General features: G+C 33.1%; 14 protein-coding genes and 1 pseudogene. 9 read left to right on the top strand and 6 right to left on the bottom strand.

All coding sequences use genetic code 11. The features are described from left to right. The first annotated feature begins 390 nt into the window (after positions 1–390). Entirely contained in the window at positions 391–1203 is an 813-nt protein-coding gene (locus BN986_RS10475) for a GntR family transcriptional regulator (RefSeq protein WP_040979733.1), read from the top strand. A gap of 392 nt (positions 1204–1595) precedes the next feature. Beyond that, a pseudogene (locus BN986_RS28085) lies at positions 1596–2034 on the top strand (IS3 family transposase); the annotation flags it as partial. Between the two features lie 138 nt (positions 2035–2172). On the opposite strand, the gene BN986_RS10480 reads toward BN986_RS28085, so the two are convergent. Continuing rightward, the gene (locus BN986_RS10480; protein WP_074435652.1) at positions 2173–2580 is read right to left on the bottom strand and encodes a YolD-like family protein; all 408 of its coding nucleotides are present in this window, start codon (positions 2578–2580) and stop codon (positions 2173–2175) included. A gap of 452 nt (positions 2581–3032) precedes the next feature. Between BN986_RS10480 and BN986_RS10485 the strand changes: the two genes are divergently transcribed. Further along, positions 3033–4004 carry a zinc-ribbon domain-containing protein gene (locus tag BN986_RS10485; RefSeq protein ID WP_040979734.1) on the top strand — a complete coding sequence of 324 codons (972 nt, stop codon included), beginning with the start codon at positions 3033–3035 and terminating at the stop codon, positions 4002–4004. A 53-nt stretch (positions 4005–4057) separates the two neighbouring features. Then, on the top strand, positions 4058–5230 hold the full coding sequence (locus BN986_RS10490) for a hypothetical protein (RefSeq protein ID WP_040979735.1): 1173 nt from the start codon (positions 4058–4060) through the stop codon (positions 5228–5230). 117 nt (positions 5231–5347) lie between these two features. Here the strand turns inward: BN986_RS10490 and BN986_RS10495 are convergent, their stop codons facing one another. Next, positions 5348–6499: a zinc ribbon domain-containing protein gene (locus BN986_RS10495; RefSeq protein ID WP_074435653.1), complete on the bottom strand. Its 1152-nt coding sequence runs from the start codon at positions 6497–6499 to the stop codon at positions 5348–5350. Positions 6500–6837: 338 nt separating this feature from the next. Continuing rightward, a complete protein-coding gene (locus BN986_RS10500) occupies positions 6838–7035 on the bottom strand; it encodes a hypothetical protein (protein WP_040979737.1) in 198 nt (65 codons plus the stop codon). A gap of 711 nt (positions 7036–7746) precedes the next feature. Here BN986_RS10500 and BN986_RS25725 point away from each other — a divergent pair. After that, positions 7747–8301 (top strand): ImmA/IrrE family metallo-endopeptidase, encoded by a 555-nt coding sequence (locus tag BN986_RS25725; protein ID WP_052400751.1) that lies wholly within the window; start codon positions 7747–7749, stop codon positions 8299–8301. Beyond that, a complete protein-coding gene (locus BN986_RS10510; RefSeq protein WP_040979738.1) occupies positions 8301–8744 on the top strand; it encodes a hypothetical protein in 444 nt (147 codons plus the stop codon). Before BN986_RS25725 ends, BN986_RS10510 begins: the two co-directional genes overlap by 1 nt. Before the next feature lie 43 nt (positions 8745–8787). Here the strand turns inward: BN986_RS10510 and BN986_RS26990 are convergent, their stop codons facing one another. The 3 genes from BN986_RS26990 to BN986_RS10520 all read right to left on the bottom strand — a co-directional run bounded on the left by BN986_RS26990 (position 8788) and on the right by BN986_RS10520 (position 10797). Further along, positions 8788–8979 carry a hypothetical protein gene (locus tag BN986_RS26990; RefSeq protein ID WP_148417105.1) on the bottom strand — a complete coding sequence of 64 codons (192 nt, stop codon included), beginning with the start codon at positions 8977–8979 and terminating at the stop codon, positions 8788–8790. Between the two features lie 367 nt (positions 8980–9346). Beyond that, the gene (gene rpsD, locus BN986_RS10515) at positions 9347–9949 is read right to left on the bottom strand and encodes a 30S ribosomal protein S4 (protein ID WP_040979739.1); all 603 of its coding nucleotides are present in this window, start codon (positions 9947–9949) and stop codon (positions 9347–9349) included. A 368-nt stretch (positions 9950–10317) separates the two neighbouring features. Next, a complete protein-coding gene (locus BN986_RS10520) occupies positions 10318–10797 on the bottom strand; it encodes a GAF domain-containing protein (protein ID WP_040979740.1) in 480 nt (159 codons plus the stop codon). Between the two features lie 143 nt (positions 10798–10940). Between BN986_RS10520 and refZ the strand changes: the two genes are divergently transcribed. The 3 genes from refZ (at position 10941) to BN986_RS10535 (ending at position 14817) form a co-directional block, all read left to right on the top strand. Then, positions 10941–11564, top strand: a complete 624-nt coding sequence (refZ, locus tag BN986_RS10525; protein ID WP_040979741.1) for a forespore capture DNA-binding protein RefZ — start codon at positions 10941–10943, stop codon at positions 11562–11564. 174 nt (positions 11565–11738) lie between these two features. Next, entirely contained in the window at positions 11739–13433 is a 1695-nt protein-coding gene (ezrA, locus tag BN986_RS10530; protein ID WP_040979742.1) for a septation ring formation regulator EzrA, read from the top strand. 250 nt (positions 13434–13683) lie between these two features. Further along, complete coding sequence (locus tag BN986_RS10535) at positions 13684–14817, top strand: cysteine desulfurase family protein (RefSeq protein ID WP_040979743.1); 1134 nt, start codon at positions 13684–13686, stop codon at positions 14815–14817. Positions 14818–14822: the final 5 nt, after the last annotated feature.

Genomic DNA, 14822 nt, shown 5'->3' on the forward strand with positions numbered 1-14822 from the left:
AGAAACTAGCATTATTTGTTCAACCCTTTCTTTATGCCGATTAGCAGCTTAATAGACTTATTATAACGATTAAAATATATAATATATAAGGATAATTAAAATCCTTTTTTATGTTGGTGAAACCAGGTACACAAGTGTAATTTTAGTGAATATCTTATACTGTTGAATTTATTAGAAAAATCTTATCTTAACTGAAAAAACAATCCTTTATATTGATATTTTAATCGTTTGTACGTATAATCATACTAAGATACAGAATATATTTTGTCAAATTAATTATTCAGTCTATTTTAATTATTATGTTAGAATATACATGTTAAATTATTATGTTAAAATATACATGTAAATTATTAAAAAAGTGCTGTTGAATTAGAGAAGGAAGTGTAAGTTATGCAAAATTTCCATATAAAAGAGGACGCTAATTATTTTGATCACAAAATGTTGGCTGAGCCAATTAAGAGAAGTTTACAAACAATTAATAGAAATAATCCTTTGCCTTTGTATCAACAACTTTATGATTCGCTTTATAAGGTTATTGTAAATAAAGAATTAGAACCAGGCAGCTTTTTTGCAACTGAAAGTTTATTACAGGAAGAAACTCAAATGAGTAGAGCTACGATACGAAAAGCTCTTGAAGAATTAGTTAGACAAAAATATCTAATGAGGATTACCGGAAAAGGTACTTTTATTTCAATTAGCTATCCAGAGAGTCATATTGTTTTGCCAAATTTAAAAAGCTTGTCTCAAGAATTGGAAGAAAAAGGTATGACTCCTGGTAGCACTTTATTGCAAGCTAAAATAATTGAACCTACAGAGGAAGTTGCTCAAAAATTAGACATAGATATGAGTGATCGAGTCTTGTTTATTGAGAGGATTCGTTCAGGAAATGATATTCCAATTTTATATGTATGTGGTTATATTCCATTAAATATTGGAATTACCGAGGATTTTAATATTCCTGGATCTTTATATTTCTTCATTGAGCAGGAATTTGGAAAGGTTATTCGTTCTGCAACACATACAATAAATGCAACAATTATTAATGCAGAAGTAGCTAAACATTTAGGTATCAGTAAAAATTCAGCAGGTTTGTCGATGGAGCGTGTTACTTACGATAATTATGGGTTACCAGTTCTTTATGAAACTGGTGTATTTCGAAATGATTTGTATAGTTATACTTTTTCCATGGAAAGAGATGAGTAATATTTCCAATAGGAGAGTCTGGATAGCTTTTTGATCGATTAGAACTGTTAAAGGCTAGTTATCAAATCATTAATAAGAAAGTGTTAGAGAAAGAAAGTGCAAAGTTTTTAATGAATTTATCGCAAGCAAGGGTATTGTCGATTGTTTAGTTGTAGATAAAGCCATAGTGGTTGAATAGAGGTGTTGTAGAGCCTAATTTATGAAGATTTCATATGTATAATGAGCGATGTAGAAGATATAAAATCGGACTTTGACTTTATTTAAAGTTACTAAAGTCGTTTTCAAATTAATCAATTGTTTTTTAAAACTTGTCAAATAGGTCTTAGGTTGTTATACAGACTAGTTTGTTGTTGGAATAGATACGATTAAAGTTTAATGATTGGGCATCCCAAATGAGGATTTTTGTAATAAATATAATAATCTCTTGGGGTGTCTCAGATGGCAGGAAAGCAGCAGTAGTAGTAAGGAATTAGACTTAGTACCCTAGAGGCTACAAAAACGGGTAGCGAAGTATAAAGAGGACCAAGAGGATAACTTTGTAGAAACCGAGAATAGCAGATCCAAAGATTAAGTAGGATATGAAAAAGATAAGCGAACCGGTGATTTAAAAGAGGAAGTAGCTATCTTAAAAAAGGCGATGGGCATCTTTGCCATAAAGTAGAGATAATCTATGGATTTTTCCAAGAACACTACCACGAATTTCGTGTAGAGAAGATGTGTCAAGTATTAGGTGTTTTCAAGGATGGATATATGAGTGAAGAGGTCGTCCTGACAGGTGGTTGAGCCAAACGCAAATAAAAACTGACGTCCCAAATCAAACGTGTGTTTATCTATATTTAAAGGGCTGAAACACCAATTCTCTGTCCTGGAAAAATTACTTTTCTTGATTTTTTCTGTTTCATTTTCTTTGTACCATACAATAACATCTTCTATAAGGGTTTTATGAAAAATCGACCATAAAAATAAACGTCATACCCTCTTACCGTACCAGTCCAAAACATCCATAAATTCAACATTCCGAATTTCTTCTATAGCACAGCTGGTTTTCCTGCCATCTGTCACATACAGATGTATCTTGCCGCCGCCATAACTGGCTATCTTACACTGCACATCTTTATAATAGCTTCCGTTTCTTATGGTATTCGCTTGGATTGCGACAGGCAAGCCCATTACATAAGCTATATGCAGTACCTCAGAGATTTCCTCTATCTTCATTTCTTCTTTTGGTTCTATTTCTGTGACTTTATGTTTTTCCTTTTTTAAAGCCTCTGTATGATCACTTAACATCATTCCTAACCATTTGACTATTTTTCTGTCTTTATAGTCGTAATATTCAGGCGTAACACAGGTTATAGAGCAATCTTCCACTTTTATCATCCTTCCTGTTGTCAAAGTATAACAGTGCGCTTGTTCTTATTTCTAAGATACATTTATATTATAAATAGAACAAACATTCGTCAGACGGTAATTTTTGTAGAGATTAGTCGTAATTAGGTTGCTTAATAAGCCGTGAAGACAAAAGGGAAGTATCATGAGTTAAGTTATTGTATGGATAACGATAATAAAATCATCTAACATATCATTACAAGTTTAACAAATGTAATATATTATTTATTAGTACATCTAATGAACTAAAAAATATTATAATTGAGAAAATAGATTTGATAAATGATATGAATATAAAGGATATTATGTTATTATTATCCTAGTTTTATGGAAAAGTTAATAAGGATTTTAGACTAAATGAAGGAGAGGATATATATCTATTAATTTTACTTATTTATATTTCAACGATAAATAACATAAGAATGAATTAGCGGAGGTTCAAAATGTATTGCTCAAAATGTGGGAATAAGTTAACAGAAGATAGTAAATTTTGTTCGAAATGCGGTGAATTAATTACGTCTGAAAAATCGGATAGTATCTTAGAAAAAATGAAACCAACAACATACAATTTCCAAAAGGTTGTATATTTTTTAGAAGCAAATATTTTAACCGTATTATTAGGATTCATTCTTACTTTTCTTTTAAACACCGTATCTAATGTAACAGGATGGATAGTATTTTTAGGGATGATCATTTTAGCGTACTGTGCAGCTTTATTGGGAAAGACAACTATATTAGCTTCTGAAATAGAATTAAGAAAAGCATTTTTCAAAGAAAATATAGCAGAAAAAGAAGCAGAAATGAATAAGGTCATGGAACAAATAAATGAAAAGAAGAAAGAGCAAGAAGAGCTAGACAAAAAGTTAGCAGAACAACAAGAAGAATTTGAGAAGATATCCATAGAAAATACGGTTGTTCCTGTGAATCAGGAAAACGCAAGTACAAAAGAACAAGAAACAAAGCAAAAACCGGAATATGTATCAAATTTTGTACAGGATAATCCCAATGAACAAGAATTGCCAGCGACTACATACGAGCCATTTCAATTGCAAAAGAAAGGGAAAGCGCTAAATATAATTATTATTTTATTCGGTACGTTACCACTTTTAATAGTTGGCGCAATTTTATTTAATATTGGTATTATGACAGATTTTCTTGAAGGATTTGATGTATTTTTATCCAGTTTTGGTGTAGGAATAGTATTTATAAGTGTTTTACTAAATCTTATCTATTATTTACCAACTTTATTATGTTATAGTGAATGGAAATGGTTAATATTTATTCTCAATTTATTTTTCAGCTGGACCATATTTGGGTGGTTTATTTTATTAGTAGTTGGTCTGATGAGCAATAAAAATTATGAACAAAGGCAAAAAATGCAACATGATATAAATCAGACAGCAAGACGAGTGTAGAAAATAGTTAAAGAGAATCTTATGGTAAGGGAACGCAAAAAAGGGGAAATGGCATGAATAAAAAGCAATGGTTAACCGTAATAGGCGGTGTAATCGTATTAAGTTTAGCGGTATTTTTAATCTTGTATTTTAATAATCGAGAAACAGCAGGAGAAACAGCTGGTAAAGAAGCAGAAGGATTAAGTGAAGAAGAGAGAAAAGAGTTAGAAGAAAGAGCCGGTATTGACGATTTAATAAGTATTGAAGAAGCAAGTGCGGCTTTAAGAGAAGCAATCGAAAATGAAGAGTTAGATAAAGTGGATCATGAGTTTATTGAAGAAAAATTTGGAGAAAAGCATAGCAGGGCTTATTTATTCAGATCTATGTATTCTGAAACCGATTCGGAATTTCTAAAAGGTCAAGCAATCTTACATTATAAAATAGCAGAAAATAATAAAGATTATGTATCGATAACGCCTTTGATGGAGTTAAATAGACATAATGATTTTACAGATGATGAAGGAACATATAAGAACGATGTCAAGACAGAGGTATGGAGTGGATTTTTAAATAATTATCATAAAGATACCCAAGGTTTTGAAAGAATAGGAGATTATTTAATAGGATATCCTGGTGTTGGACATTTGATTCCCGCAGAACTTAATCATTATGAAGGTATTTATATAAACTTACCTTATTTGGAACTTGAAGTAGATGAGCAAGATAAACCTGAGGAACTAGCTGTTTATTCATTTGATGGTGAAATGATTGAAAGTAAGGTATACAATGATGAGGGTATTCTTGAAGAGGAGTTTAATGAGAAGAAATCGCAAATATTTAATAATTCTTTTATCGTGTTTTATGTGTTATTAGAGGAAGATATGAAGTTAGAAAATGCTGTGGATTCATTTTCCAATTTAAATATTTTGGTAAATGGTGAACAAGCAGAAGCCTATGGAACAATAGTAGAAAAAAATATCCCTAATAGCGGTGAAAATGAATTAAAATCTTTAGTCTCATTAGAAGTAGGTGAGGAAGATTATTTACCAAAAGATGGAGTTTTAGAAGTAATTTATGAAATTGATTCACAAAGTATTTATAATTCAGATGCTTTATCTAATGCTGAAACACAAGCTGACTTTCAAAGGATTTACTCAGAGAATGTAGTTACGGTAAATATAGAAGGAACAGAATTTGATTTGACATATGCAGACAATGACAATGAGACAGTATACTTTCAACCGTAACAAATAATTTTAAGAGAAAGTGCAACACGCTTGGTAAAGAAAAGAACTTAGAGGGGGGAGTGTAACGAAACTGTACGGATCTTACTCCAGAGTTTAAGTTATACTCCCAAAGTAATCTTATATAGAGACTGCTTCTATATAAGAATTTTCTTGAATTTGATAAAGCTCCTGGAAATCACCAAAATCAAAAATGACTTCACCAGAATCTTGAGCAACTATAAAGAAAGCCCATATTTCGTAAACTTCTTCTAAAGGATAAACTTGAAAATGACCATAATAAAAAGATTGGTCCGGATTAATATCGTATTTTTCTATTAAAGCATCCCAAGTTTCAGGGTCTTCCCGGAAATCGTTAAAAACCACTTCTAAATAAGGGCTTGGATTCGTTTCTGTAACAAAATCTTCAAGATCTACAAAAGACAAATTCAAAGCATCTTCTAACTCTGTTTTAGCGTCTTCTTCGGAATCGACAGCAGGTTGAGGATAATATCGTTCTACACTTCCGTCATCTTGAATAATATATAAGTTTTGTTCGACATCCGGATCACCTATATCTTCACCATAATTTAAAAGTACAACTCCTGTATCTTTAGCCACTAAATAGTTGATCCATATGAATTCATCTTCTTCACCAGGAAACATCTTGTAATAACCCGCGTAAAATTCTTGGTCAGGGTCAATTTCATTAGAAGAAATAGTATTATCCCAAGCTCCATTTTCATAAAATATGGGGTCTTCAAATGCTTCCGTTTCTGGAGGGAAAGGGCCAGAAAATCCTGATCTCACAGCACTAAAAACGTGTTCAAATGCTTCTTCATCAGAACCGACAACTGATTGTGAACTTTCTTCTTCTGAATCATTTATTGATGTATCCGTTTCTAAATTTTTTGGTTCATCAGATTCATCTTGTTCTTCTTTTTCTTTGTCATCCGTAGAAGCAGAAACTTCTTCTGTACTATCAGCAGAAGCAACAGGTTCTTCTTCGTTCTTATTCAATAAAAATACGGTAGTAATTACAGCAATAATAACGAAAACGCCCAAAATACCGAAAGTCAATTTCCAATTACCCTTTTTAGGTGAATTAGGTTCGTTTTCATTAGTTTCAACTTTCTCTCCACAATATCTACAGAAAGTAGAATCCTCAGGTATTTCTTTACCACAAGATTTACAATACAACCACAAACACTCTCCTTTTTTAAAGATTTTAGAAGCCTTCTTTAAGTTGAAATTTATGTAATATGTATAGTCTGTTTTTCTTTTAGAAGGCATATATATTAAGATATCATATAAGTAGGAAGTATTGGGAAAAATTTAATAGAAAATATTCTAAAAGCTAAATAGCTAATTGTTATTTTGTTAAATCAAGGGAGATTTTGGGTATATAAAGTAACAGAAATATTATATATAACAAACTAACTTATTATGGTTAAATAAAAAGGGGGTTCGTTTATGTCTAATAAAACGAAATCAAGTTTTTATTTGAAAGTTTAAGGATTATTTTATAAGTAATTAGTGAAACAAAGGAAACAGGAATTATTATGAAATTGTGTAGATAGTTATTTAGGTTATGTAGAAACATTTTAGGATGTTCAACTAGCCAGACCAAACTATTGATCTGGCTTTTTTTCTGCTATAAAATTACTAGAAATTATTAGGATAATAGCGATAATGAAAAGTGTCCAACGTATAGAAACAGGTAGAAAATGTCCTTCTGTTGCGTCAAAAAAACAATATACAGCAAGAAAAGTGCCCCCAGTGGAAACACTTTTCTTATTTACTATAGGCCCACCTTGAAATTTCTTCAATATAACACCTCCTTAGAACGTTCTTTTTAGAAATAATCTTTATGTGTTTGCTTTATGTAATTATATGGTTATTATACCATGAAAAAATATTAGATATAAGGTGAAATGATTCCTTTACTCCTACTGTAATCATTGCACTCGATACTGAATCGAGTGTGAATTTAGATACTATCTGGTGTCATAACTTTTAAATTCAGAATCTGGCCATTGAGAAGTTTTTTTCATTTGCCATACTATGTACCTCTAATTCTCAGTTACGTTTTTTACTTTCAGAAACAATCACTCCTTATTAAATGATAACAGCACGTTTGTTCTTGTTTTTTTGCTATATTTATATTATAATAAGAACAAACATTCGCAAATAATATTTTATGGAGGAATAAATATGATCAGATTATTAATTAAGTCGTTAAATAAAAAAGAAAAAATCATGATTTTATTACATTGATGACAAGGGGAATGTCAGCCAGCGCATTATAAGAGTAGTGGGTTTGGATAATAAAAAGGTGCTGGCTTATTGTTATTATTGTAAATAGGTCCGTAGTTTTAAATTAGAAAACATTTTATACTGTGGCCTGGTGAATAGGAGTATCGGTGCATAGATGCATGCTACGGAGAAGATTATTAATTTGTTTTTGTTAAATTACTTCATTATACTATCAATATTAGTCCAAATTTTATATACTTTAATTAAAAGGGGGTGTGTCTAAGATGAATGATACTCAATTAAAAATCAAAAAGATTGTCAACGCATTAAGGTTAGAATATCCATCAATGAGTTTGGAATCAATTATTGAAGACATTGAAATTAGTATCGAACTATTAGGCATAAACATTCTCTATTCTGATTTATCAGATTTAGAAAAAGAAGGAAGAAGAGTCAGTGGTTTCGCTCGAGTAAATAAAAACACTGGCAGGCCGGAAATAGTTATAAATGGAAACGAACCAAAATTCAGAAGTCGCTTTACTATGGCACATGAATTAGGACATATTCTACTGCATTGGAAATGGCTCCCTGGAAGAAGGATAGATCATCATTTTGCTGAAATAACTTATAGAGCGGATATAAACTATTCTCAAACTGAAAAAGCTAGGGAAAGGCAAGCGAATGAATTTGCTTCCGAATTGTTGCTTCCGGTAGATGAAGTGAAGAATTTAAAAAATCAATATCCTAATATAAGTTTGATGAGAAATGCATTAGCTGATCAATATAAAGTATCGCCTCAAGTTGCAAAAATTCAAATTGAAAAGGCTAACGTTGAGTAATGAAAGAGAGAGAAATTGACAATTTACTTGATGAATTTGATGAAATCCTTAATTCCGAAGAATATACGGACTCTCATGAGAGTCCGTATATGAAAGTAAATAGCAGAACAGTAAACGAATATGATACAAATCTTCAATTTAAAGAGCACAGCGATAAAATCAGAAAACATATTTTGGATGAGTTGAAAGCTAAACAAACGCTCAGAAAATATAGTTACTGGATCATAATAGGCATCTTTGTTAGTTTAATGATATTGACATGGACTTTCTTATTCAGATTTTCAGAGGACACTCCTCTTGCATTGCTAATGACTGTTACAATTGCAGCTTTCGGAAACATGTTATCGTTAGTGGCGATTATTTTTAAATATGTTTTCAGCTCAACTACTGAGATAACGGATTATGCGAAAATATTGCTGGATAATGAAAATAACGGAAGATGATAATACAAAAAGTAAAAGAGAGGGGAGACCTCTCTTTATTTGATTAACATTGTTCTATTTCAATCTTCACATTTTTATAAATGTTCTCAAATGATTTATTTAATACAAATTTAGTAGGTACCATTACAGAAATCCGACCATCTTCACTTACTACTAAGATGTCAATGCCTGGCATAGGTTTCTTGCGTTCAACTGTTAAATTTTTTATATTAATTCTTTGAATAAATTCGTTCACAAATTTTAAAGTAATTCTTTCTATAGCTTCTGGTTTACTGTTTCCAATACACTTTGTTCTTTTATAGTCTTTGCCATCAGTTCTTGTAACTTATGCTACCCATTTATTTTCTTTTGTATAAATCTTCATTGTAATTCCTCTGATTGTTTTAGTTTAAAATCAAACAGTTTAAACTTAATACAATTCGTCTCAAAAATTTGTCTACCCGCTTATTATTTTATGGTCCCACAGCGGCCCCAAAAGAGCCCCATATCGTTTCATTTTCTTACAATATCCTGCAAAGTTTATATAACACAAAAAAGCCTTAGAACATTGATTTAACAACGTTTCTAAGGCTTTTAGTGTTATTCTCTGCAAAGCAGCAGAATTAACGAGAGTAGAACTCAACAATAAGCTGTTCGTTAATCTCAGCTGGAAGTTCAGAACGCTCAGGGAAGCGGGCATAAGTGCCTTCTTTTTTCTCAGCATCAAAAGTAGTATATTCAGGAACGAAATTGTTCACTTCAATTGCTTCTGTAATAATATCTAGCTTTTGAGATCTTTCACGAAGACCGATTGTTTGACCAGGTTTTACAGAGTAAGATGGAATATCTACGCGACCGCCATCTACTGTAATATGACCATGGTTAACTAGCTGACGTGCTTGTCTGCGAGTACGAGCAAGACCAAGACGGTAAACAAGGTTATCAAGACGAGATTCAAGAAGAATCATGAAGTTCTCACCGTGGATACCTTTCATGTTGCCGGCTTTGTTGAACAGGTTACGGAATTGACGTTCGTTCAATCCGTACATGAAGCGTAATTTTTGCTTCTCTTGCATTTGCAAGCCATATTCAGATAGTTTCTTGCGTTGGTTCGGTCCATGTTGACCAGGAGCGTAAGGGCGTTTATCTAATTCCTTACCAGTTCCAGTTAATGAAATGCCAAGACGACGTGATTTCTTCCATACTGATCCAGTATAACGTGACATAGGACATTTCCTCCTTTATGTTTTATTTGTATAAAATAAAACGCGCGTGATCGTTCCGATGTTCATTTTGTTTTCATGTACCATCGCTCCAGTAGCAGAGAGTTACACGATACACCTTTTAAGATAGATCTATAAAGGAACAAAATGAGTGCAAGCGTCGACTCACTTAGGCCACCTTATTATTTTACACAAACTATAGTATATAATTTACATGTACGCTTGTCAACAAAAAGTTGCAGAAAATAACATACGGTAGATTGTTTAAGTAAGATGTTATTCTTATAAAAGCAAAAATGATTCATCATGTGCTCTTATCCGTTATAATGAATATATCAAAAGTTATTTTTCTTATTGTGTGAAAAAGAGCGTTATAAATGTTTTTCAAGCTGTGTGACAAATTTTTCTAACCCTTCCTGGTCAGCCACATCGAATCGGTCATGGATCGGACTGTCAATATCTAAAACACCGATAATGTTATTATTGCGGGAAATAGGGATAACAATTTCAGATTTTGAAGCTCCGTCACAAGCAATATGACCAGGAAATTGATGTACATCTGCTATGCGCTGTGTTTTATTCTCGGAAACGGCAGTTCCACAAACTCCTTTTCCAAAAGGAATGCGAATGCATGCTGGCAGTCCTTGAAAGGGGCCGAGAACCAATTCCTCGTTTTCTGATAAGTAGAATCCAACCCAGTTTATGTCATCTAAAAAATGGTTAAGCAGGGAGGAAGCATTTGCTAATAGAGCCGTTTGATTTGTTTCCCCTGTGGATAAAGCATCCAGCTGTTTAATAAGAAGCTCATAGTCTTTTGTTTTTTCTCCGGAATAATCAAGTTGTTGAAACATTTTATATTACCTCCTAAAAGTAAAATAGCAATTGTGATGTATGAAAGTGACAAATAACGACATTCCGATAATTTTGTCGATAATCGATTAAAGGATTTATTCCCTTCTTTGTCGTATGAATAGAGTAAGGAGTTGAGTGAAGAATGAAAAATAATGTAACAAAGCAAAAAGTAGTTGATGCTGCGTCCTCCCTATTCTTTCAAAAAGGATTTCATGGTACTTCTGTACGTGATATTGCTGACCGGGCCTCTGTAAATGTTTCGTTAATCAGTTACTACTTTAAAGGCAAACAAGGCCTTTTAGAATATGCTGTAACCAACTATTATGAAGCATACTTAGTAGAGATAGAAGAATCACTAAAAAGAACAGAAGATGACCCTGCTATGTATCGGTTAAATGAATTAATTTTTACAATTATACATTATAAGCAAATGAATCATCAATTAACATGTTTTATTCAGCGCGAGTTGTCTCTTGATTCTGTGTTTGTCAGAGAAATGACCGTTACATATTTAGCCAAAGAAAATTATTACTTAAAAGAATTATTTCAGGAGACAGTAGGAAAAAGTGTAAATCAGGACGAAAAAGGGTATTTATTTATGCAGTTGAAAGGAATGTTGATTACTCCTTATATTTTACATTCCGATTGGAAAGATCAGGTCGTAGGTGAATTTGCCCATGAACAATTTGTTAAAAAATATACCCGAAGTATACAGAAATGGATTCAATTTAATACGAATATAAGCATGGAAAAAAGAAGTAAATAATAAAAAATCATCCATTTTTCTTTGTATAATGATAAAAAGTTGTAGAATCAGCAAGAAAAATGTATTTTCTTTAGCCAAAAGAGCAGAAGACATGATATTATAAAGGATATATTATTGTGATTTTTATAGTTATTGATATATTTATATAGTTGTTTATCGGTTGGGAGGCAAAGTATGGCTGTCGTTGTAGGGATTATTTTAGCGATTATTGTATGTTTAACAGTTGCTTTAATTATAAGAAAACGCGTTTATGATCAAGTAGACTATATAGAAAATTGGAAATTAGAAATAACGGATAGAGATGTTGCCAAGCAGATTGGGCAGATTAAAGCATTAAATCTTTCTGGTGAAACATTAGAAAAATTTGAAGAATGGAAAGAAGAATGGGAAAAAATCGTAACAAAATCCTTGCCTGACGTGGATAATTATTTGATGAGTGCAGAGGAAGCGGCTGATCGTTTTCTTGTACCGAAAGCAAAGAAGATTTTAAATGAGGCAGAAAGTTCTTTAGAAAAAATTGAAGAAGAAATCAAAGAAATTATTTCAGAATTAGAGGACTTACTCCATGCTGAAGAAGCAGGACGTGAAGGTGCAGAGGAACTTAAGCCAAGAATTAAAGGATTAAGAAGCATGCTTTCCCAATCCAGATACCAATATGGTAAGGCTGAAAAGGAATTTGACAAAGAGATTGATGCATTAGAATTAATGCTGGAGCAGTACGATGCGTTTATTGAAGATGGTGATTATTTAAAAGCAAATGAAAGCATTCAGGAATTAAAGGAAAGTACAGAAACGGTGGAAAATAAATTAGAAATTTTTCCTGATCTGCTTAAACAGGTGAAGCAGGAAGTACCATCTCAATTGACAAATCTTTCTTCCGGTATGAAAGAGATGCGGGAAGATGGCTACCGAATTAAACACTTAGGTTTTGAAAAAGAAATTATTACATATCAAGAGCAATTGGAGGACATGGAATCTCAACTTGAAGCGGCAAATATAACAGATGTGGAAGAGCAACTTCAACAAATAGAGTCTCGTATTTTAGAAATGTACGAAGCTTTAGAAGGTGAAGCAATCGCTAAAAACTATGTGGAACAGAAAAGCCCGGAGTATGAAGATTCTGTGGAACAAATCAGCGCTACGTTTGAAGCTGCAAAGTTAGAAGTAGAAGAAATTCAAAAGGCTTATTACGTAGAAGATGATGATATGGAACGTTTCCAAACCATGGGCAAAGCGATTAAAGCATTGAAGAATCATGTAGAAACATTAGAGCAAGGGATTGAAGATGATAAACAATCCCATTCGGAATTGAAAAGAGGGATTGAAGAAGGTTTTAAGAAGATTGAAGAGCTGGAAGAGGAGCATGAAACCTTTAAAAAATCCATTGCCAATTTACGGAAAGATGAGCTGGAAGCAAGGGATAAATTGGTAGAAATGCGCGGGCAGCTAACAGAGTTAAATAGAAAAATCAAAAAGAGCAATATCCCGGGAGTGCCGAGTTATATCTGGACCCGTTTTGAAACAGCAGTACAAAAAAACAATAAAGTAATGGAAGCATTAGAGACCTATCCATTAGATATGAGCAGCGTGCAGCACGCATTGACAGAAGCGAAAGGCTCCATTGAACAGGCTTATGAGCAAGTGGATATGATGTTGGATCAGGCTTACTTGACAGAACAGGTAATTCAATATGCAAACCGTTATAGAAGTAAAAATTCTGAGTTGGATCATAAATTGAAGGAAGCAGAGCGGTTATTCCGTAATTTTGAATATGAGCTTTCGTTAGAGCATGCTGCCAATGCAGTGGAAGAGGTTGAACCAGGCTCTTTAAAGAAAATAGAATCGTACCAAGCGGAGAGAAGCAAATAATATTATTTTTGGCAAATAGGAGTATCGAGTTATCCTTATTTGTATAAATGAGACGAAGGTATTCTGCCAAAAGTGAATACTTGAAGAGTGTAAGGCATCTTAAGTTTCCCGCTTTGTATAAGTAGAGATTTTCAGTTACTATAATATAAGAAATAGAAGAAGGCTGTCGCTAAGAATGGAAAATTCGTTACTTAGGTCAGCCTTACATTTTTGTTTACACATTTAGAATCCGTATAAGAAGGTGGACACTTTGATTTATTTTGATAATAGCGCAACCACAAAACCACATCCAGAAGTAATTGACAGTTTTACAAAAGTATCCGCTCATTACTTCGCTAACCCTTCATCCATACACCCTCTAGGTGGACAAGTAGAAAAATTGCTGGAGGCAGCCAGGCAACAAGCAGCAGATTTAATTGATGTTCCTAAAGAAACAGTCATTTTTACTTCAGGAGGAACAGAAGGAAATAATACAGCAATCAAAGGAGTCGCTCTGGAGCATCAATCACGAGGCAAACATATTATTACCACTACGGCGGAGCATCCATCGATTCATGATACTTGCGAGAGCCTGGAAAAGTTTGGCTTTGAAATTACTTATTTGCCAGTGACAAAAGATGGAACGGTTTCTGCAGCCGAGGTTGAAAAAGCCGTTCGAAAGGATACAATCCTTGTGACGATGATGCAGGTGAATAATGAAATTGGTTCTATTCAACCGATTGAAGAAATTGCAAATGTTTTACAAAAGTATCCGAAAGTATTATTTCATGTGGATGCTGTTCAAGGGCTGGGGAAGGTTCCTTTAAAGCTTGCAGATACAGGGATTGATCTCTGCACTTTTTCTGGTCATAAAATTCATGGACTAAAAGGAACAGGAATTTTGTATGTTAATCATACAGCAAAATTATATCCGCTTCTTCACGGTGGCAGTCAGGAATCTGGTATACGTTCAGGGACGGAGAATGTAGCTGGTGCTGTGTCATTTGTAAAAGCATTACGATTAATCAAAGAAAAACAGCAGCGTAATATTTTAAAAAAACTGCATGATAAGCTTATGGAAGAACTTTATCAGATGGAGGGCATTGAAATAAATAGCCCGGCGGATGGAGCGCATCATATTGTTCATTTTTCCGTTCCGGGTATAAAGCCAGAGGTTATTATCCATAGCTTAAGTCAGAAGGAAATATATATTTCTACAAAGTCGGCTTGTTCCTCCCGTGACCAGGCAGAGAGTCATGTGCTGGTTGCTTGTGGAAAAGCAAATGATATTGCTTCTTCCGGCTTGCGAATCAGTTTTTCCTATGAGAATACAGAAGAAGAAGTAGCTATTTTTGTGAAAGAATTAAAAAAAGCAATTCAACAATTTAAAGAAGTATTGAGGTAGATAAT

The organism is Oceanobacillus jeddahensis, assembly GCF_000750635.1.
Taxonomy (GTDB): Bacteria; Bacillota; Bacilli; order Bacillales; family Amphibacillaceae; genus Oceanobacillus; species Oceanobacillus jeddahense.